At 70.3% G+C, this 22,111-nt stretch carries 10 protein-coding genes and 1 pseudogene; 9 read left to right on the top strand and 2 right to left on the bottom strand.

What is annotated here, in order from left to right:
* Positions 1-280: 280 nt before the first annotated feature.
* Positions 281-1,237 (top strand): NlpC/P60 family protein, encoded by a 957-nt coding sequence (locus tag AB0K52_RS21355; protein ID WP_363535091.1) that lies wholly within the window; start codon positions 281-283, stop codon positions 1,235-1,237.
* Positions 1,238-1,326: 89 nt separating this feature from the next.
* Here AB0K52_RS21355 and AB0K52_RS21350 read toward each other — a convergent pair whose 3' ends face one another.
* Entirely contained in the window at positions 1,327-3,387 is a 2,061-nt protein-coding gene (locus AB0K52_RS21350; protein WP_363535088.1) for a SpoIIE family protein phosphatase, read from the bottom strand.
* A gap of 464 nt (positions 3,388-3,851) precedes the next feature.
* Between AB0K52_RS21350 and AB0K52_RS21345 the strand changes: the two genes are divergently transcribed.
* The 6 genes and pseudogenes from AB0K52_RS21345 to AB0K52_RS21320 form a co-directional block, all read left to right on the top strand.
* The gene (locus AB0K52_RS21345; RefSeq protein WP_363535085.1) at positions 3,852-8,306 is read left to right on the top strand and encodes a HAMP domain-containing protein; all 4,455 of its coding nucleotides are present in this window, start codon (positions 3,852-3,854) and stop codon (positions 8,304-8,306) included.
* On the top strand, positions 8,303-8,857 hold the full coding sequence (locus AB0K52_RS21340) for a response regulator (protein ID WP_363535082.1): 555 nt from the start codon (positions 8,303-8,305) through the stop codon (positions 8,855-8,857). The genes AB0K52_RS21345 and AB0K52_RS21340 overlap by 4 nt, the downstream gene beginning before the upstream one ends.
* Positions 8,858-9,141: 284 nt before the next feature.
* On the top strand, positions 9,142-9,597 hold the full coding sequence (locus AB0K52_RS21335) for an STAS domain-containing protein (protein ID WP_363535079.1): 456 nt from the start codon (positions 9,142-9,144) through the stop codon (positions 9,595-9,597).
* Positions 9,594-10,946: a PrsW family intramembrane metalloprotease gene (locus AB0K52_RS21330; protein WP_363535076.1), complete on the top strand. Its 1,353-nt coding sequence runs from the start codon at positions 9,594-9,596 to the stop codon at positions 10,944-10,946. Before AB0K52_RS21335 ends, AB0K52_RS21330 begins: the two co-directional genes overlap by 4 nt.
* A 487-nt stretch (positions 10,947-11,433) precedes the next feature.
* Positions 11,434-11,940 carry a tRNA adenosine deaminase-associated protein gene (locus AB0K52_RS21325; RefSeq protein WP_205328125.1) on the top strand — a complete coding sequence of 169 codons (507 nt, stop codon included), beginning with the start codon at positions 11,434-11,436 and terminating at the stop codon, positions 11,938-11,940.
* A gap of 12 nt (positions 11,941-11,952) precedes the next feature.
* Positions 11,953-12,465: pseudogene (locus AB0K52_RS21320) on the top strand (nucleoside deaminase); the annotation flags it as partial.
* Between the two features lie 404 nt (positions 12,466-12,869).
* Here the strand turns inward: AB0K52_RS21320 and AB0K52_RS21315 are convergent.
* A complete protein-coding gene (locus tag AB0K52_RS21315; protein ID WP_363535073.1) occupies positions 12,870-15,017 on the bottom strand; it encodes a (Fe-S)-binding protein in 2,148 nt (715 codons plus the stop codon).
* 228 nt (positions 15,018-15,245) lie between these two features.
* Between AB0K52_RS21315 and AB0K52_RS21310 the strand changes: the two genes are divergently transcribed.
* Both AB0K52_RS21310 and AB0K52_RS21305 read left to right on the top strand, forming a co-directional pair.
* Positions 15,246-18,263 carry an FG-GAP-like repeat-containing protein gene (locus AB0K52_RS21310; RefSeq protein WP_363535070.1) on the top strand — a complete coding sequence of 1,006 codons (3,018 nt, stop codon included), beginning with the start codon at positions 15,246-15,248 and terminating at the stop codon, positions 18,261-18,263.
* Between the two features lie 190 nt (positions 18,264-18,453).
* Positions 18,454-22,014: a VCBS repeat-containing protein gene (locus AB0K52_RS21305; protein ID WP_363535067.1), complete on the top strand. Its 3,561-nt coding sequence runs from the start codon at positions 18,454-18,456 to the stop codon at positions 22,012-22,014.
* The last annotated feature ends 97 nt before the right edge of the window (positions 22,015-22,111 follow it).

Below are 22,111 nucleotides of genomic sequence, written 5' to 3'. Positions count from 1 at the left end.
ACTGAGCGGCCGACGGGCGGCTCAGTGCTGGTGACAGCGACACATCGAGAAGGTCATGCGGGCAATGGTACACATTCCCAGGCAACTCACAGGAGCGACACACCATCGGTGGAACGCTCGTTACGCTGCGAATTTGTCACGGCCGGGGGCTACCCGCCCGCCAAGGCGCGCGCTAGGCTCATGTTCGGCCTCCCCGGCGGCACCCCAGTGCATCCCGCGGACGGCCGCGCGCGTGTCTTGAGTGCACCCCGTCTTCCCATCCCGAAGGAGCACCCTCCTCGTGAAGCAGCCGTCTCTTCGACGCAAATGGATGTCCGCCGCCGTGGTCGGCGGCCTCCTGGTCACCGTCGGTTCCGGCCCCGCCTGGGCGCAGGACTCGCCGGAGGACATCAACGACGAGATCGACGCGCTCGACGACGACCTCGCCGCGGCCGTCGAGGAGTACAACCAGCTGGCCTCCGAGGTCGACGCGAACCGCGAGCTCATCGAGGAGACCGAGGCGAACCTGCAGACGGCCGAGACCGAGCTCGACGGCCTGCGCTCCCAGCTCGCCGACTTCATCACCGAGACCTATGTGGACCAGGGCATCGGGGACGCGGCGCTGCTGCTCGAGTCGGGCACGCCCGACGCGTTCGTGGAGCGGCTCGACCGCCTCAACTCCGCGAACCTCTACAACTTCAACCTCATGGACGAGCTGCGCGCCGCGTCCGAGGAGTACGCCACCCAGCGCGACCTGCTCACCGACCTCCAGGCCGACCTCGAGACCGAGCAGGGCGAGCTGCAGAAGGCCGCCGACGAGCTCACCGACCGGATGACCGACCTCGAAGAGGAGTGGAAGACGGCCGCGGGCGAGGAGGTCGTCGAGTACGACCTGCCGCGCATGACGAACGAGCAGTGGACCATCGTCGACTTCGCGCTCGACCAGATCGGCGAGCCGTACGTGTGGGGCTCCGCCGGACCGGACTCGTGGGACTGCTCGGGCCTCATGCTCGGCGCTTACGCCCAGGCCGGGATCAGCCTGCCGCACAACGCGGCCGCGCAGTGGGACATGGTCGCGCACATCAGCGAGGACGAGCTCCAGCCGGGCGACTTCGTGTTCTACAACGGCCTCGCGCACGTGGGCATGTACATCGGCAACGGCCTCATCGTCCACGCCCCGAACTCGACCACCGTCGTGAAGGTCGTCGAGGTCCACCACGGCAACAGCTACTACGGCGCGGGCACGCTGCTGCACTAGCGCGACGCGTCGAGAGGCCCCGCGAGCACCGCTCGCGGGGCCTCTCCGCTTGTCCAGCCTTGCCGATCCGCCGCCACTGCCGCGAGCCGCTACGGCGGCTCCACGGCGATGCCCGCGAGCCGTAACTTGGGATCGCAGCGCACCACGAGGATCGCGATGTCGTCGCGCGGCGACTCGGGGGAGAACGCCTCGACGGCCTCCAGCAGCGCCGTGGCGATCTGCCTGGCGCCCTTGCCCGCCGCGTCCCGCACGGCCCGCTCGATGCGCTCGTGGCCGAACATGGCGGCGCCGTCGCGGCGCTCGGTGACGCCGTCGGTGAAGAAGACGAGGGCGTCGCCGGCGTCGAGGCGCACTTCCTCGGGGTTGACCTTCACGTCGGGGAAGAGCCCCACGGCGGTGCCTTCGCGGCCGACCCAGGAGGTCTCGCCGTCGGCGCGCAGCAGCAGCGGCTTCTCGTGGCCCGAGAGGCACAGGGTCGCGTTCAGGGTGCCGTCGCGGCGCGGGTCGAGCAGCGCCGAGGCGATGGTCGCGTAGCGCATGTCGCCGGGCTGCTCGAGGAGCGTGGCGTTGAGCAGTTCGAGGGCGCGCGGGAGCGGGCGGCCGTCGCGGGCCATGACCCGCAGGACGTCGCGCACGACGCCGGTGACGGCCGCGGCCTGCGCGCCCTTGCCGCACACGTCGCCGATCGCCACCCACAGGCGGTGGTCGGCGAGTTCGGTCGCGTCGTAGAAGTCGCCGCCGACCTCGGTGCCGGACACGGGGCCCGGCCCGGAGCCGGGCAGGCGGCGGGCCGTCGCGGGCAGGTACTCGGCGGCGAAGGAGACGCCCGTGACGTCGGGCAGCGAGCCCGGCATGAGCGCGGCCTGCAGCTCGTTGGCGACGGCCTGGCGCTCGGCGTGGATGCGGGCGTTGTCGAGGGCGAGCGCGCTGCGCTTGGCGAGGTCGGCGACGACCGCGCGCTCCTCTGAGGAGTGCTGGCGCTCGACGTGCTTGCCGACGGTGAGCACCCCGATGGTGGCGCCGCGCGCCGAGAGCGGCACGGCGATGCCGTCGAGGCCGCGCGGGACCGGCAGCTCCATGCCCGTCCAGCCGTCGGTGGCGAGCGCGGCGGCCAGGGCGGGGGCGGCGGTGTCGAGCTTGCTGCGCAGGTGCTCGAGCTCGCTTTCCTCGGCGTGCGTGAGCGAGGCGAGGCGCAGGTCGCCGCCGTCGGCGGTGAGGTGGACGGCGGCCCAGCGGCCGAGCTGGGGGACGACGAGCTGCGGGATGAGCGCCACGGTCAGGTGCTCTTCGAGCGAGTGCGCGAGCAGCTCGCCGGCCTCGGCGAGGTAGGTGAGCCAGCCGGAGCGGCGCTGCTCGTCGGTGCGCATGCGGTCGATCTGGATCGCGAGCGCGATGCGCTCGGCGACGAGTTCGGCGAGGGGCCGCCAGGTCGGCTCGGGCTCCCCGGCGAGCATGAGCTTGCCGCAGGCGGGGGCGGTGAGCGGGAGCGGGACGGCGACCGCGACGGTGCCGACGTCGCCGAACTTGGCGAGGATCTGCGCACCGGCCCCGTCGCCCGCGTCGTACTCGATCGCGCCGCCCGCGGCGGCGGTCGCGTCGTGGCAGCGGGCCAGGAGCTCGGTGACGATCTGGTCGACCGGCAGCCGCGACTGGATCGCGGGCGCGACCGTGAGGAGCGCGGCGAGCTGGCCCAGGTCGGGCAGGTGCGGGTCGGCGGCCGCGTCCGGGTCGGGCCGGGTGGCGGGCCGGGCGTCGGGGTCGCGGTCGATGCGGAACCAGATGGACTTGCCGGTCGCGTCGTGCGTGGTGCCCCAGGAGGACGCGAACCGGTCGACGAGGAGCAGGCCGCGCCCGCCTTCGGCGGTGACCTCGGGCATGGCGGTGTCGAGGGGGTCGATGCCGCCGGAGCGGTAGTCGGTGACGGTGACGCGCACGCCGATCGGGTCGGCCGCGACCGTGAGGTTGATGTCGGTGCCGGCGTGGACGACGCCGTTGGTCGCCAGCTCGGTGGTGAGCAGCAGGGTCTCGTCCAGCAGCTCGGTGAGCCCGGCCTCGGTCAGCACCGCGCGCACGGCGGCGCGGGCGGCGGCGGGGGAGCGGTCGTCGGCCGGGAGCCGGAGGCGCCGGGCGAACCTCTCGGGGTACGTCACGGGCCCCAGTCTATGCCCGTCGGGCCCCTGCCTGCGGGACCGCGTCGCCGCGCCGGGCCCTCGGGTGGGGCGGCTCGCGGCCACCGCTCGATGCCGTTGCGCGCCAACGGAAAACATGGGAACGGCGGCCGTCCTGTGGGGCGGCCGCCGTTCTGGAGTCGATCCGTGCGCTCTCGTACGCCGTCGATCGGCGCGCGCCTGCCCCCTACCGGGCGGGGGGCGGGCATGCGTCTCCAAGGGGTGCGGCGCTCTCGCGGTCTCCACTGATCGTTCGAACTCGCCCGCGGGAGCGCTGCGAATATGCACACGCACCACACGAGGCAGCGGTTGCGAGCTTCTGTCAGTTTTCTTTCGCTAACGTGGGGTGACCGAGCATAGTGCCCTGAGTAACCTGCCTTCACGTTTGCCCGGTTCATGTGACAACCTGGTACCGAAGCCTGTCTACGCAGCTGAGGAACCACGACATGACGGACACCGTTTCCCGTGTAGCCAACCCGATCGACGAGTCCGACCTGCTCAGGAGCCTGGCCGACGCGCTCGGGGCCGTCGAGCGGGGCGACTTCTCGGTGCGGCTCCCCCGCGGCGAGGGCCTGGCCGGGGAGGTCATCGACCGGTTCAACGCCGTCGTCGAGCAGGCCGATCGGCAGACCCGCGACCTCGCGCTCATCGCCCGCGCGGTGGGCGAGGAGGGCTCCTGGCACCACCGGCTCATCGTCGAGCACCTCGACGGCGGCTGGTCGGAGGGCGCGGCGAGCGTCAACCGGCTCGTGGAGGACCTGGTCCGCCCCACCACCGAGCTCGGGCGCGTCCTCGAGGCGGTCGCCGCCGGCGACCTCTCGCAGGAGGCGGCGCTCGACATCGAGGGCAAGCAGCTGCGCGGCGAGTTCCGCCGCCTCGGCGAGACCGTCAACCGCATGGTCGGGCTCCTGCGCGACTTCGCTGGCGAGGTCACGCGCGTGGCCCGCGAGGTGGGCACCGAAGGCCAGCTCGGCGGGCAGGCCGACGTCCAGGACGTCTCCGGCACCTGGCGGTCGCTGACCGACGCGGTGAACACCATGGCCTCCAACCTGACCGAGCAGGTCCGCTCGATCTCCACCGTGACCCAGGCCATCGCCGCCGGCGACCTGACGCAGAAGATCACGGTCAAGGCCTCCGGCGAGGTCGCCGAACTCGCCGACACCATCAACTCCCTCACCGCGACCCTCCAGGTCTTCGCGGGCGAGGTCACCCGCGTGGCCCGCGAGGTCGGCACCGACGGCCGCCTCGGCGGCCAGGCCGCGGTGCCCGGCGTCTCCGGCACCTGGAAGGACCTCACCGACAACGTCAACTCGATGGCGTCGTCCCTGACCGACCAGGTGCGCGACATCGCGAAGGTCACCGGCGCGGTAGCGCGCGGCGACCTCAACCAGAAGATCGCCGTGCCCGCGCAGGGCGAGATCCTCGAGCTCAAGACCACCGTCAACACGATGGTCGACCAGCTGTCGAACTTCGCCGACGAGGTCACGCGCGTGGCCCGCGAAGTGGGCACGGAGGGCCGCCTCGGCGGCCAGGCGCAGGTGTTCGGCGTCTCCGGCACCTGGCGCGACCTCACCCAGAACGTGAACCAGCTGGCCTCGAACCTCACCGAGCAGGTGCGGTCGATCTCCACGGTGACCGCGGCCGTGGCCCGCGGCGACCTGACGCAGAAGATCGCCGTCGACGCCCAGGGCGAGATCCTCGAGGTGAAGACCACCGTGAACACGATGGTCGACCAGCTCTCGAGCTTCGCCGACGAGGTCACGCGCGTGGCCCGCGAGGTCGGCAGCGAGGGCCGCCTCGGCGGCCAGGCCAACGTGCAGGGCGTCTCGGGCACCTGGAAGGACCTCACCGAGAACGTGAACCTGATGGCGTCCAACCTGACCGCCCAGGTCCGCAACATCTCCTCGGTCGCCACCGCCGTCGCCACCGGCGACCTCTCCCGCCAGATCACCGTCGACGCGCGCGGCGAGATGCTCGAACTCAAGACCACGATGAACTCGATGGTGGCGCAGCTGTCCCAGTTCGCCGACGAGGTCACCCGCGTGGCCCGCGAAGTGGGCACCGACGGCCGCCTCGGCGGCCAGGCCAACGTCCAGGGCGTCTCCGGCATCTGGGAGGCCCTCACCGACAACGTGAACTCCATGGCGTCCAACCTGACCGCCCAGGTGCGCAACATCTCCTCGGTCGCCACCGCCGTCGCCCGAGGCGACCTCAACCGGCAGATCACCGTGGACGCCCAGGGCGAGATGCTCGAACTCAAGACCACGATGAACTCGATGGTGGCGCAGCTGTCCCAGTTCGCCGACGAGGTCACCCGCGTGGCCCGCGAGGTCGGCACCGACGGCCGCCTCGGCGGCCAGGCCAACGTGCCCGGCGTCTCGGGCACCTGGAAGGACCTCACCGAGAACGTCAACTCGATGGCCTCCAGCCTCACCAGCCAGGTCCGCGACATCGCCTCGGTCACCACGGCGGTGGCCCGCGGCGACCTGACCCAGAAGATCACCGTCGACGTCCAAGGCGAGATGCTCGAGCTCAAGACCACCGTCAACACCATGGTCGAGCAGCTCTCCAGCTTCGCCACCGAGGTCACGCGCGTCGCCCGCGAGGTCGGCGTCGAAGGCAACCTCGGCGGCCAGGCCGAGGTCGCCGGCGTCTCCGGCACCTGGCTCGCCCTCACCCGCAACGTGAACTCGCTCGCCGCGACGCTCACACTCCAGCTGCGCGCCATCGCGAACGTCGCCCACGCCGTGGCCCGAGGCGACCTCACCCAGTCCGTCGACTTCGAGGCCGCCGGCGAGATCGCCGACCTCACCGAGTCGATCAACCAGATGATCACCGCCCTGCGCGACAAGACCCGCCAGAACACCGACGCGGACTGGCTCAACTCGAACCTCGCCCGCATCTCCTCGCTCCTGCAGGGCCGCCGCGGCGTCGAAGAGGTCACCCGCATGGTCCTCGACGAGGTCACGCCCCTCATCGACGCGCAGACCTCCACGTTCTACGTCCGCCACGAGGACGTCTCCGGGCACGTCACCTACCGGCTCAACGCCGTCTACGGCCACCCCAACCCCGGCGAGAAGAAGCTCATCGAGGACAACGAGGGCATGGTCGGCCAGGCCGCCGCGTCCAAGCGCACCATCCACCTGCACGACATCCCCGAGGGCTACCTCGAGATCTCCTCCGGCCTCGGCCAGGCCACCCCGACCGACCTCATCATCCTGCCCGTCCAGTTCGGCGACAAGGTCCGCGGCGTCATCGAGTTCGCCTCGTTCAACACCTACTCCGGGCTCCACAAGCGGTTCCTCGACGCCCTCGCCCCCAACGTCGGCGTCACCCTCGCCACCATCGAGGGCAACGCCCGCACCGAGGTCCTCCTGCGCGAGTCCCAGCGCATGGCCCAGGAGCTGCGGGCCCAGTCGAACCGCCTGCAGGAGACCAACGTCGAACTCGAGGAGAAGGCGCAGCTGCTCTCCGCCCAGAACAAGGCCATCGAGCTCAAGAACGAAGAGGTCGAGACCGCCCGCAAGGACATCGAGGAGAAGGCCGAGCAGCTCGCCCAGGCCTCCAAGTACAAGTCCGAGTTCCTCGCGAACGTCTCCCACGAGCTGCGCACGCCCCTCAACTCGCTCCTGCTGCTCGCCCGGCTCCTCTCCGAGAACTCCGACGGCAACCTCTCCGAACGCCAGATCGAGTTCGCCCGCACCATCTACAACGCCGGCACCGACCTGCTCACCCTCATCGACGACATCCTCGACCTCTCCAAGATCGAGGCCGGGCGCATGGACGTCTCCGTCCACCCCGTCGACCTCGCCGAGATCCTCGGCGACATCGAGTCCGCGTTCCGGCCCCAGGCCGAGGACAAGGGCCTCGAGTTCAACGTCGACGTCGGCTCGGGCGTGCCGCAGATGATGCAGACCGACGGCCAGAAGTTCCAGCAGGTCCTGCGGAACCTCCTGTCCAACGCCGTCAAGTTCACGCGCAAGGGCTCCGTCACCCTCGCCGTGCGGCGCGTCCCCGCCGACCTGCGCTTCGACGCCCCGCACCTGAACGCGGCCGGCGAGCGCCTCGCCTTCAGCGTCATCGACACCGGCATCGGCGTCGCCGAAGGCAAGAAGGGCATCATCTTCGAGCCCTTCCACCAGGGCGACGGCACCACGCGGCGCCTCTACGGCGGCACCGGCCTCGGGCTCTCCATCTCGAAGTCCCTCTCGCTCATGCTCGGCGGCGACGTCTACATCGAGCACACCGGCGACGCCGGCTCGAAGTTCACCTTCGTCGTGCCCGTCGAGATCGACGCCGACGGCGACTTCACGCCCATCCACGCCGAGATCCCGGCCGAGCGCGAGCCCTCTCCCGGGATCCTCACCGGCGCACCCGAGACGCCCTCCTCGTCGGCCGCGGCCCAGCACCTCGAAGGCGCGACCGTGCTCATCGTCGACGACGACATCCGCAACGTCTTCGCCCTCACCGCCGCCCTCGAACTGCACGGCATCGACGTGCACTACGCGGAGAACGGCGCCGACGGCATCGACGCCCTGCAGCACCACCCCGGCATCGACATCGTCCTCATGGACTCGATGATGCCCGGCATGGACGGCAATGAGACCACCCGCGTCATCCGCCGCATGCCGCAGTTCGCGGACCTGCCGATCGTGTTCCTCACCGCGCAGGCCCTCGCCGAGCAGCGCGAGAAGTCCGTCGAAGCCGGCGCGAGCGCGTACCTGACCAAGCCCGTGGACCTCGACCTCCTGCTCGACACCATGTCCCAGTGGATCGTCACCGACGACGGCGGGAACGGCCGCCACGCTGCGCGAGGCGGCGCACACGAGGCCGCCCCCGCGGTCGGCCTCCCCGCGTCCGAACGCGACAATGGCGGACCGACCGTTGGAGGCCCCGCATGAGCACCGCCCGCGTCCTGCTCGTTGACGACCGATCCGAGAACCTCCTCGCCCTGGAAGCCATCCTCCAAGGGCTGCCGGTGAACACGATCGCCGTCACCTCCGGCGAAGAGGCGCTCAAGCGGCTCCTCTCCGAGGACTACGCGGCGATCCTGCTGGACGCGCAGATGCCCGGCATGGACGGGTTCGAGACCGCGCGGCACATCAAGCAGCGCGAGAAGACCCGCCACACCCCGATCATCTTCCTCACCGCCGCCGACCGCGACGCCCACCTGGCGATGCGCGGGTACTCGGTGGGCGCGGTCGACTACATCACCAAGCCCTTCGACCCGTGGATGCTGCGCACCAAGGTGAAGGTCTTCATCGACCTGTGGGCGCAGGGCCAGGCCCTCCGCCAGACCTCCGAGCGCACCCGCGACCTCCGCGAACGCGAAGGCCACCTCACTCGCCGCCTCGACCAGGTCCGCGACGCGCTCGCCGCCTGGCAGGACGGCCGCGAGGCCGACCCCGAGATCGCCCGCATCCTGGGGATGCTGGAGCCGGGGCAGGCGTAGCGGCACAGGTTCGACCGCGGCCCCGCGCCCGGCGAAGCCTGCGAGCCGGCTTCGAGCACGGCAACCCTGACAGGGGTGTGACGCCGCGGCCTCGCTGCGTGTTCGAACGGCTGCGACGCATGCTGAAGAGGTTCGACCGCGGCGTGGGCCCCCGGTTTCCACCCTGACCGACGGGTACGACATCGTCGCCAGGGTGGTGTTCGAAGGGCAAGGGCGACAAGGTTTCGCGTTCTATCCGCCGCGGGGCCTCCTGCTTTCGGGCGAAACCGGTTAGGGTTGTCTCCGTGGTGCACCAGAAGCTCGACATCTCGGTATACCGCGAGGCGAACGAGACGATCGTGGTGCTGACCGGCGAAATCGACCTGCACACCGCGCCCCGGCTCTCCGCGGCCGTGGACGCCGCCCTCGCGGACGACCCTGTGCGCGTCGTCCTCGACATGCAGGGCGTGACCTTCTGCGACTCGCGCGGACTGGGCACGCTCGTCATCCTCGCGCGCGCGGCGGCCCGCTCCCGGGCCGTGCTCGTCCTCGCCAACCTCGGCGACTTCCTCAAGCGGCTCCTCGCCGTCTCCGGCATCGGCGAGCACTTCGTCATCCGCGAGCCCGAGCCCGAAGCCGAGACCCCCACGCTGGGCCTCAGCGACATCGAGGAGACCGGCACCGACAGCGGCCAGACCTTCGGCCGGCCCGCCCCCGACGCCGGCTCAGCCTCAGACTCCGGCCAGGAGCCCCCGCGATGAACCTCACCACCACGGCCCAGGCGATCCTCGCCTCGGCCGCCCTCCTCGCGCTGGGCGGCATCCTGCTCACCTGGATCGGCCTGGCCCGCAAGGCCAAGGGCCTCCTCGTCACCGGCGTCGCGCTGCTCTTCGCGGGCGGCGCGACCGTCCTCGCGTGGGCCATCGTCGAAGGCGCGGGCGCGCAGGCGTTCGCCGTCGGCCTCGCCGCCGCGCTCCTGCCCGCGCCGGTCCTCGTCGGCACCTTCCTGTGGCTCGGCCGCTACCGGCGCCGCCCGTGGCTCGTGCTGGCGTTCTGCTTCGGCTGGGGCGCGTGCGTCGCCACCGCGATCTCCCTGATCGTCAACACCAGCGCGTCGATCATCCTCGAGAAGAACGACCTCGACCCGAACCTCGCGGCCGTCGTCTCCGCGCCCGTGATCGAGGAGATCACGAAGCTCCTCGGCCCCCTCCTCGTGTACTGGACCGCCCGCCGCCACCTCACCGGCACCCTCGACGCGATCGTCTACTGCGGCCTCGCAGGGGCCGGGTTCGCGGTCGCCGAGAACGTCCTCTACGCCTCCGGCGCGTACCTGAACGGCGCCGAGTCCCTCGACGTCGCGGCGGGGATCGCGCAGGTGACGATCCTCGTCGCGGTGCGCGGCCTCGCGACGATGTTCGCGCACCCGCTCATGACGGGCCTGTCCGCGATCGGCCTGGGCAAGGCCGCCCGCCGTCCCGGCCGCAAGGGCCTGCAGACCGTCTGGATCATCGGGATGCTGCTGTGCGGTATGGGACTCCATGCCGTGTGGAACGGCTCCTCGGTGCTCGGTGTCAACCTCGACCTGCCCGCGCTGTGGTTCGCGCTCTACCCGGCGTTCCTCGCGCCCCTGTTCTTCACGATGGTCGGCGCGGCCCTGTGGCTGCGCGCCGCCGACGCCCGCCGCACGCAGGTCGCGCTCGCCCCGATGGTCGCCGCGGGGCAGGTCTCGCCGCCCGAGCTGGCGTCCCTCGCGACGTTCTCGCGCCGCGCCGCCGCGCGCGCCTGGGCGTACCAATACGCCGGGACGCCCGGTGAGGCCGCCATGAAGGACTTCCAAAGGGCCGCCTCCGATCTCGCCGAGCAGTACGACCTCGCCTCGATCGGCCGGCCCTGGGACCGGGCCCGCATCGAGCACGCCGCGCACACCATGAACGCGGCCCGCGCGGTCTACGCGGGCGCCGACCCGCACACGCCCGCCGCCCTCTGGGACGGCCGCCAGTACCACGTGACCTTCCCCGACGGGCAGATGCGCGCCGTGGACGCGCCCCCGCAGCCGGTGATGCCGCTTCCGGTGGCGCCCCCGCCTGCGTACCCTGGCACGTATGCATGAGGGACCCATCGGGCCCACCTCCTGGACCGCTTCCGCTGAGCCGTCCATGACAGTGCCCCCGCCGCGCTCCGGGAGGCCCCGCTGGAGGGAGCCCCATCCAGTCCGCGTCGGCCCCGTGGCGGCCGGCTCGGTCCTGTCCGGGCTGTGGGTGCTCCTGTGGCTCTTGGCGTACGCCAGGAGCTCGGGGGAGGCCCTGCCTACCGGGGCGGGCTTCGCCTGGGTGACTTTGGCCGCGAGTACGATCGGAGCGGTCGCCGCCGCGCTGCTGGCGCGCTACGGTGACCGCGGTGCAGCGGTCGGCGTAGCGGCGGTCGCAGGGACGGCCGCTGGCGTCACGGGGCTCTCATGCGAGCTGTATCTTTTGCTGACCGGCGACTGGATCCTGTGGTTACATCGACCGCAGGTCGCCACATCCTTCAGTAGGTCGTATCGAACGGCTGCCCAATCGGGCCGCAGGTTCCAATGAGTGAGAAGACGGGGACGGATCGTGTCGTATTTCGCTGTGGCTGTGGGCCGCGAGGGCGACGAGTGGGAGGCCGCCGAGGTCGACCTCGACGCTGTTGCCGACGTCGAGGACGCGGCCGAGGTCATGCGTGAGGCTTTCCCTGACGCCGACCTGACACTGCTGTTCGTCGACGCAGACGACGAGTACCTGACGGTGATGCGCCTCGACAACGGGGACGATCTGCGCACTTTCGGGTCCGACGCCGAGTACGCGTCGCAGTCGCGCCTGGGCGAGGCCCTGCTGGGCGACCTCGAGCCCGAGGACACCGAGGAGATCGACACCGAGGACGAGGAGTCGATCTCGGCCCGCCCGACCGAGCTCGACGCCGAGCCCGTCGGCGAGGCGGACGTGCTGGGCGACCTGGGCGTGCCCGGTTCGACCCTGCTGGCCCTGTGCGCCAAGGAGGGCATGATGCCCTCTGACGTCGTCTCCGAGGTCGCCAAGGCCATCGGGTTCACCGAGGCCCTGGAAGACGCCACCGGCTCCTAGGCCGCAGCCCCCATGCAGTCTCGCCGCGAGGTCCACGAGCAGTGGATGCGCCGCGCCCTCGCGGTCGCGCGCACCGGAGGCCTCCCGGCGGACCCCGAGCCCCGTTCGAGGCCGGGCGCCCCGGCACTCCCGGCCGACACCCCAGCCGCACCCCGACTGGATCTGCCCGTCGGCGCCCTCGTCATAGGGCCCGACGGGAACGAACTCGCCGCGGCCGCCAACGCCCGTGAGGCCCTAGGCGACCCGACCGCGCACGCCGAAGTCCTGGCGCTGCGCGCGGCGGCGGCCGCGCACGGCGACGGGTGGCGGCTGGAGGGCTGCACCCTCGTGGTCACGTTGGAGCCGTGCACGATGTGCGCGGGCGCGGCGGTGCTCGCCCGAGTGGGTGAAATCGTGTTCGGCGCTTGGGAGCCGAAGACGGGCGCGGTCGGCTCCCTCTGGGACGTCGTCCGCGACCCTCGCCTCAACCACAACCCGGACGTCTACGGCGGCGTCCTCGAAGCCGAGTCCGCGGCGATGCTTCGCGAGCATTTCGGGCGGAGCCCGAACGGCTTACGCAGCGGGCGGAGCCCGATCGGCTTACGCAGTGGGGCGGAGCCCGAACGGCTTACGCAGTGGGGCGGAGCCCGAACGGCTTACGCGGTGGTCGGAGCCCGATCGGCTTACGCTGTGGGCGCCAGCCTTCGAATCGGTCCCCTGGGACCCCCGATTTCCATGGTGCCGCATGGGTCCGACACGGCTCGCCGCCTTGGGCGTTTTCCGGCTCTAGCCTTCAAATCGGACACACGCGGGCCCCCCGAATCCAAGGGTGGCATCGGGGTCCGACACCTCGCGGCGCTTCGGGTGTTTCGCGGCTCTAGCCTTCAAAACGGGCAAGCAAAGGACCCCCGATGCCAAGGGTGGCACGGGGGTCCGACAGCGTTGCGAGCCTATTCGGCGACGGCGGCCTTCTCGGCGCGCTTCTCCTGCGTCCTGGCGAGCAGCTGCGCGATGTCGATGACCTCGACGTCCTCGTGGCCGGCGTCCGCGACGCCGTCACGGAGCATCGTCGAGCAGAACGGGCAGCCGACGGCGACGGTCTTCGCGCCGGTCGCCACGGCCTCGTCGGCGCGTTCGCGGTTGACGCGCTTGCCGAGCGGCTCCTCGAGCCACATGCGGGCGCCGCCGGCGCCGCAGCAGAACGAGCGCTCCTCGGTGCGGGGCATCTCCGTGACCTCCGCGAAGGAACCGAGCAGTTCCCTTGGCGGCGTGAAGATCCGGTTGTGCCGACCCAGGTAGCACGGGTCGTGGTAGGTCAGCTTGCCCTCGTGCTCCTCGACCGGCGTGATCTTGCCGGCGTTCACCAGGTCGTTGAGCAGCTCGGTGTGGTGCACGACCTCGTAGTTGCCGCCGAGGTCCTTGTACTCGTTGCCGACCGTGTTGAGGCAGTGCGGGCAGGTCGCGACGATCTTCACCGCGCCGACCTCGTTCAGCGTCTCGACGTTCTGCTCGGCGAGCATCTGGAACATGAACTCGTGCCCGATGCGCCGGGCCGAGTCGCCGGTGCACGTCTCGGCCTCGCCGAGGACCGCGAACTTGACGCCGGCGTCGTGCAGCAGCGTCGCGACCGCGCGGGAGGTCTTCTGCGCCTTGGGGTCGTACGCGCCGGCGCAGCCGACCCAGTACAGGTACTCGAAGTCCCCGCCGGCCTCGGCGATCGGCACCTCGAAGTCGAGCGGTTCGGCCCACTTGAGGCGGTTGGCGGGGTTCTCCCCCCACGGGTTGCCCTTGTTCTCGAGGTTGCGGAGCATCGTCTGGGCCTCGTCGGGGAAGTCCGACTCGATCATGACCATGTTGCGGCGCAGGTCGAGGATGTGGTCGACGTGCTCGATGTCGACCGGGCACTGCTCGACGCACGCGCCGCAGGTGGTGCACGACCACAGCACGTCGGGGTCGATCACCGAGCCGATGATGTTGATCTTCTCGTGCGGGTCCTCGCCGCCGCGCTCCTTCGCGATCGCCGCGGCCTTGAGGTACGGCGCCTGCTCGTACAGGTGGTCGCGCAGGTCGGTGATGAGCTTCTTGGGCGAGAGCGGCTTCCCGGTGTTCCAGGCGGGGCACTGCGACTGGCAGCGGCCGCACTCGGTGCAGGTCGAGAAGTCGAGCAGGCCCTTCCAGGAGAAGTCCCCGATGGTGGCGACGCCGAACGGCTGCGTCTCGGGGTCGGCGGTCTCGAAGTCGGCGGGCTCGCCGTCGATGAGCATGGGCTTGGCCGGGCCGAGCGAGGCAGCGCCGTCCGCGTTGCGCTTGAAGTAGATGTTGAAGAACGCCGTGACCCGGTGCCAGCCGATGCCCATCGAGGGGATGAGCGCGAGCATGAGGAAGAACGTCCAGGAGACGAGGATGTCGAGGCCCGCGACGAGGGTGACGGCGGTGTGCAGGGCCTCGGCGGAGGCGCCGTTCCACAGGTCCGCGATGAGCGTCGAGACCGGCGAGGTCCACTCGTGCCCGATCTCGCCGAGCGCGACCTTGAACGAGCGGATCAGCATGTGCGAGACCACGATCGTGAAGATCGTCGCCTCGATGTAGAAGGCCATCCACTGCCGGGAGTTCTCGAACCGCGACGAGGAGCGCCGTTGGCCGGCGTCCGAGGCGGTGCCCTGCGGCGGCACCGGGTTCGCGCGGGGCTGGCGGGCCATGCGGATGGCGAACAGGGTGACGATGGCGAGGCCGGTGAGCACGGTGAGGATCTCCGAGCCGAGCAGCCAGACGCTCCAGTGCCCGACGATCGGCAGGCTCGACTCGGGGTCGATGACCTCGAAGTACGACTGCGCGAGGGCCGGGAACAGCAGGAAGAACCCGAAGAACACCGCCCAGTGCGCCAGGCCCACCCAGTGCCACTTGAGCATCCTGGTGTGCCCCAGGGTCTCGCGCAGCATGGTCTTGACCCGTTCGCCGCGTTCGCCCTTCCTGGTCTTGTCGGGCGCGCCGAGCCGGATGAGCTCGAGCATCCCGAGCCCGGCGCGGACGAACAGCCCGATGGCGACCGCGGTGTACGCGAACGCGACCGTGGCCGTGACGATTTGGACGACTCCCATGGCGACCTCTCGACGTGCGGTGTTCCCGATCACGATACATGTTACTGATCAGTAGCCGCCCGTTGCCAGCAGCCCCGCCGAACAGGCCGTCCGACACTTCCCGGGAACTCGCTCCCACGGAACCCCGATTCGCGTGCAACCGGTATCCGCCAGCGCGCGTGTAGTCAGCACCGGATTCCTCCGGTCCCCATAACCCCCAGCTCAACGGCTAACTGAACAAGGAGCCCCATGTCCCCTGACTCCCCCAGGGCCCGCCGGGCAGGCCTCCGCCTGCTCGCCGCAGCAGCGGCGGGATGCACCGCCGCGGCCGCATTCGCGACCCCGGCGGCGGCCGCGATCCCCGGCATCTACGGCGACCCCGTCGCCACGCTGCAGCTCGCCCCCGATCTCGACAACACCGAGATGGCCGCGAGCTCGATGACCGTGGACTACACGTACGAGATCGACGGCGATACCACGACCCACGCGGTCGTCACGGAACTCGTGTTCGACGACCCCTACGGCGTCCTCGACATCACCACCGCCGACCCGGCCTGCGACGTCTCCGCCCCCGCCACGATCGTCTGCTCCGCGGACAGCGGGTCGCACACCGAATTCCTCTTCGAGGTGACCCCCGCCGCCAGCGCGGAGGACGACGCGATCGACTACACGTTCACGGCGACCGTCGACGGCTTCGACGTCGCGGGCAGCACCGGCGCCTTCGGCGTGGTGTCCGACTACGACGTCCACAACCCGTACGCCCACGGCGACTTCGTGCAGACCGGCGTCGTCGAGGGCGACGACATCCTGGTGAAGCCCGTCTTCTACCAGGCCTTCGACCTGGCCCCCACCACCGAGGCCGTCGTCCTCACCTTCGCCAACCCGGTCGCCGGCGAGGGCCTCGACACCACCGGGCTCGCCACGGTGCGGGACCTGTACAACAACTGCAGGGCCACGAGCGACGCCACCGGGATCGAGTGCGTCATCACCGACTTCTCCGATGCCCAGGGCCAGTTCCTGACCATCACCAACGGGGTCGCCTACAAGATCGCTGAAGACGTGGTCGGGCCGCTCGACGTGTGCGGCTGCCAGTACAGCGTCGAGACGATCAACGCTGCCACCCTCGCCGAGGAGTACGACAACCTCTCCTGGGTCTCCGGCAGCGGCACCGCGGTCGGCCTCACCACCGCCCCCGAAGGCTGGGACGGCGCCGAGGAGTCCAAGGCGCTCTACTGGGGCGGCGTCACCCTCACCACGGGCGAGAACAAGTACGACCTCGCCGTCGAGGAGATCACCCTCAAGGGCAACCTGAACACCAACGCCAAGGTCACCACCACCGTCTCGAACAACGGCTCGGCCGCGGCCGACGACCTCGACCCCGCCGGCCAGTCCTACCTGGTCCGCGCACAGCTGCCCCAGGGCACCGAACTGGTGCGGGTCGAAAGCGCCGGCGGCAACGTCTGGGACTGCTACGGCGCCGACGAGCTCGACGCCGTCTACGAGTCGACCCCGGACACGGCCCTCGAGCGGTTCGACTTCGCCTGCACCACCGACAGTCTCGAGCCGGGCGAGTCGGTGGACTTCATCTTCACCGTGAAGCTCACCGACACCACCGCCTTCCAGGGCGCGATTGAGATCGGCGCGGTCTTCGGCGACGAGTACGAAGGCGACTTCTACAACGACTTCGCGCTCATCTACAACGAGGCTGTCGAGGCCCGGTACGACTACAACCGGGACGGCTACGAGGACCTGTTCGTCGTGCGCAAGTCCGACGGCGCGCTCCGCTTCTACGCGGGCAACAGCACCGGCGCCTACAAAGCCGGCGTCACCGTCGGCACCGGCTGGGGCGCCTACGACATCATCATGGCCGGCGACCTGACCGGCGACGACGTGCCCGACTTCCTGGCCCGCGATACCCGCAACGGCACCCTCTACACCTACCCGGGCAACGGCAGCGGCGGCCACGGCACGCGCATCTCCAACGGCACCGGCTGGGGCACGATGGGCCAGATCGCCGTCGGCCACTACGACGGCGACGGCAACCCCGACATCCTCGCGACCGCGTTCGCCGACGGAGGCATGTACTTCTACGAAGGCCTCGGCAACGGCAAGTTCGGCGCCCGCGAGCTCTGGGGCGAGCAGTGGGACGGCTACGACGTCATCACCTCGCTCGGCGACCTCGACTTCGACGGCTTCGACGAGTTCCTGAGCCGCTGGAACACGACCGGCGTGTACTACATCTCCACCTCCCAGGGCCAAGTGTTCGAGTTCGCCCAGGACCTCGACACCTACCCGTACAGCAGCCTCCGCTACGAGCAGGTCATCGGCGCCGGCGACCTCGGCCGCGACGGCAAGGGCGACATCGCCGCCGTCGACATCAGGACCGGCCAGCTGGTGGTGCGCAGCTTCGACCCGGCGCAGGGGGGTTACATCTCCGGCAGCAAGGTCATCGGCAGCAGCGGATGGAACACCGTCCGGCTTCCCGTCGTCAACCTCGACCGGACCTACGACTACGACGGCGACGGCTACAGCGACTTCATCGCCCAGCGCAAGTCCGACGGCGACATCCGCCTCTACTACGGCACCGGCAAGGGCCACGGCACCCCGTGGACGTTCTGTGAGGACTGCGACGGCGTCACCGCGCTGGCCGCGGGCGGCGACTACACCGCCGACGGCCGCCTCGACGTGCTCTACCGCTTCAACGGCGGGCTGTACACGATCCACGGGATCGACGACGGCGTGCACTACGGCTTCGACGGCGCGGACGTCTACGCCGGCAGCGGCTGGAACTCGATGAGCGACATCAGCGGCGGGCACGACTACACCAGCGACGGCAAGGACGACCTTGTCGCCCGCCACACCTCCACCGGGACCCTGTACGTGTACCCGGGCCGGGGCGACGGGACCTTCGGGACGAAGATCAAGGTCGGCACCGGCTGGGGCGGCATGCGCGAGACCAACGCGGTCGGCGACCTCGACCACGACGGCCACGCCGACCTGCTGTCGATCGCGAAGTCGGACAGCTGCCTGTACTTCTACCGCGGCAACGGCAACGGCACCTTCAAGTCCCGCGTCCAGGTCAGCTGCGGCTGGAAGTCCTACGAGGCCATCACCGGCGTCGGCGACTTCAACCGCGACGGCCACGCCGACTTCCTCTCCCGGCGCGTGACCGATGGCGTCCTGTTCCTCTACCCCGGCAACGGCAAGGGCGGCCACGGCACCCGCGTCCAGATCGGCACCGGCTGGAACGCGATGAACATCGGCTAAGGCCCGTTTGAACAAAGGGCCGCGGACTGCGCATCAGCGGAGGCCGCGGCCCTTTCGCCTCCTCATCGGAGCCGCCACGGGTCCTGACGGGACACCGCCGACGACGCCCAGCCCATAGAATGCGAACAACCGGAACCCCCAACCCTGGACCCACACGATCCCGGGCCCCTCGGACCCACAGGAAACCTGAATGAACCGAATCCCCAAGCTGCAGCGGCGAGCCGCAGCCCGTATCGCCGCCGCGACGGCGGTCGCCGTCGGCGCCGCCCTCCTCGCGGCACCCGGCACCGCCGGTGCCGCCGTCGAAGACGTCGACTGCGCCGCGATCGGCGACCGCCCTTCGGTCGCCGGTTTCGAAGCCGCCCTTGAAACCGCCGTCGCCTGCGGCGTCGAAGTCCGCATCAGCGACCACTCGGGCCCGTACGACACCTACTTCGCGACGCCCGAACGGCAGGTGCACCTCGTGCAGACCGCCGATCCCGTTGCCGACAACCGCGACCTCGGCCCGGCCGACGCGACACTGGTCGAGTCCGGCGGGACCCTGGTCCAGGCGAACTCGCGGATCCCGTTCACCCTGAGCGGCACCGACACCGCCGCACCGCTGCTCCAAGGCATGGGCGGCGTCCTCGACTGGAACGGGGACCAGCCCGCTCCCGTCGTCTCCGAGAACACCGCCGTCTACGAGGGCCTGGCGGACGGCGTCGACCTCCTGGTGCGCACGGAGATCGCCAGCGCCGACCTCCGGTTCACCCTCGACGACGCCGAAGCGTGGCAACGGCTTTCGACCGGGCTCACCTACACCGGGGAGCTGTCCAGGTTGGCCGTCGGCACGCTGTTCGCCGGCCACACGGACAACGCCGGATGGGACCATTGGGCGCCCATGACCGTCCGCGAGGCGAACGGCGCCACCCACATCGCGGGAGCGACGCTCACCAGCGGCGCGCTCGCCCTGACGCTCGACCAGGCGGTGCTCGACAGCGCCGCGTACCCGCTCACCCTCACCACCCAGGCGACCGTCCACCGCTACGAAGTGAGCGAGTGGGGCGCGGTCACCTCGGCCGCACCGGAACTCGCCCTGTTCCGCGGCGACGGCGGGCTCGACCAGCCCTACTTCGAAGCGGCGGGCCAAGGCGCCGACGCGGTCATCGGCGCCTATTGCGACACGCTCGCCGATCCGGCGTGCGCGACCGAGCATGAGGCCGCCGTCTACTGGAACTTCTGGGCCGGCAACAAGATCACCGCGCTGCGGCCCGTCCCCGGCGTCACCTTCAAGGAGACGACCCAGTTCTTCTCGGTCGCTTCGGCCGACCCCGCCGCATGCGTCGCACCGGACCTGCACTCGTCCAGCGTCTACCGGCCGACGACGACCTGGGCGACGCGTCCTCCCGTCTCCACGACGATTCCCGCCATCGCCGGGGAGTGCCGAGACGGAAGGGCCGTCTACGACCTCACCGGCACCAGCGCCACCACCGCCTTGAGCATGCACCCGGGCGGGGAACCGGCGCGCTTCGACGGCGGCTCCGCACAAGTGGACACCTACTTCGCGATCGCGAACGTCACCGTCACCAAACCCGCCTGCTCGATCGGCACGGCGACGAAGGTCCAGACGACCTCCGCAGTGACCTACGGCGACTTCACGGTCGACATCTGGCGTGAAGACCTGCTCGACCCCGGCCTGACCTGGAGCCTCGGCATCATCGACGCCGACACCCGAGAGACGGTCTTCACCACCGAACCCGCGATCGCCGGAGGCGGCGCCCATACGCCGTCGACGGTAACGCTGCCCGACGGCGCCTATCAGCTCACCTACCAGTTCGCCTCCGCCCTAGCCGGCTACAGCACGACCGCGGTCTGCAACATCCGCATCGACACCGCGGCCCCCGACGTGATCTCGATCGACGTCGAAGACGGCGTCCACTACCGCGGTGACACCGTGACGGTCACCGTCGAAGTCTCGGACGAAGGGTTCCCCGACGGCGTGAACTCCATCAGTCTGTGGTGCGCCGGCCCCTGCTCGCCGCACTCCAAGACGCTGAGCAGCGGCACGACGGCCACATTCGAAGTCGGCCGCCTTGCAGAACGCCTGACCAGGGTGTCGATCACCGCGACCGACAAGGCGGGCAACCAGTCCACCGAATCGGTCCAGATCCTCGCCACCGAGCCCAGCAACGACTACAACCTCGACGGCTACCAGGACCTGGTCACCGTCCGACGAGCCGACGGCGCCCTCATGCTCCACCCGGGCAAGGGCGACGGGAGCTTCGGCACCGCGACCACGATGGGCACCGGCTGGAACGGCATGGACGTGGTCATGGCCGGAGACCTCTCCGGCGACCGCCGCCCCGACCTTCTCGCCCGCGACAACAAGACCGGCTACCTGTACACCTACCCGGGCGACGGCAAGGGCGGGTACGGCGCCCGGCTCCAGGTCGGTCCCGGCTGGAACGCGATCTCGGACTTCACGTCCGCGCTCGACTTCGACGGCAACGGCACCACCGACCTGATCGCGCTCTCGGAGCGCACGGCGACGCTGTACTTCTACCCCGGAGACGGCAAGGGCGCGTTCGGGACGAGGTCGACCGTCGCCACCGCGTGGGTCAGCGATTCGGCGACACTGGACAACCTCACTACCATCGGGAACGTCCAGGGGAAGTCCGGCACGCCGGACCTCCTCGCCTGGGACGCCGTCGTAGGCGGGTACCTCGTGTTCTTCACCGACGGCGAAGGCGGGATCGAGCAGGTCCGGCACATCGAAGAGGACCTCACGGCGGACAGCGCCGACAGCGGCTCGCGGTACAGCCAGGTCGTGGGCGGCGGCGAGTACACCGGCGACGGATGGAACGACATCTACGCCGTGGACGCGCGCACCGGAGCGCTGGTGCGCCGAAGCTACGACCAGAACCTCTTCGAGATGACCGGATCCAAGACGATCGGCACCGGCTGGGAGACCTCCAGACTGCCGGTGGCCGACTCCGAGCGCGCCTACGACTTCTACAGCGACGGCGCCAATGAGATCTTCGCCAGGCTCGCACCGACCGGAGAGCTCTTCCGCTACACGGGAGACGCCGTCGGCGGTATCGCGAGCAAGCACTCCTACAGCGACGACTACAAGAACGCGAACCTGATCGAGACCGCCGGCGACTTCAACGCCGACGGCCACAACGACCTCCTCGTCCGCGTCGCCTCCACCGGCACGCTGTATGCGGTCCCCGGCGACGGGCAGTTCGTCGACTACGCGGCCCGGATCCAGGTCGGCACCGGCTGGAACGCGATGAGCGCCATCGTCTCCGGCCACGACTACAACGGCGACGGCAGAGTCGACCTCCTCGCCCGCGAGCAGTCCACCGGCTACCTGTGGTTCTACCCGGGCAACGGCAAGGGCGGGCACGGGACGCGCGTCAAGATCGGCTCGAGCTGGAATTCGATGCGGGACCTCATCGCGCCCGGCGACCTCGACCACGACGGGCACGCCGACATCCTCGCGATCCGCAGCGCCGACAACTGCGTGTACTTCTACGGCGGCCGCGGCGACGGCACCCTCGAGTCCGGAGTGCAGATGAGCTGCGGCTGGGGGCCCTACGACGCCCTGGCCGCGGTCGGCGACTTCGACAACGACGGCCACGCCGACTGGATCGCCCGCCGCACAACCGACGGCGCCCTCTTCCTCTACCGGGGCAACGGCGCCGGAGGGTACAGCACCCGACCCCAGATCGGCGCCTCCGGCTGGAACGCGATGAACCTCATCGCTTGACCTCGCCAGTGGAACGGCGTTGTGACGACGCCCAGGGGAGCACCGCGGATGCGGTGCTCCCCGCTTCTGTTCCAGACCGAAGAAGTGCAACCGTTTC

The organism is Glycomyces sp. NPDC049804 (genome assembly GCF_040674615.1).
Taxonomy (GTDB): Bacteria; Actinomycetota; Actinomycetes; order Mycobacteriales; family Micromonosporaceae; genus Glycomyces; species Glycomyces niveus.
The sequence above is the reverse complement of the archived record's forward strand: the minus strand, read 5'-3'. Positions and strand labels throughout refer to the sequence as shown.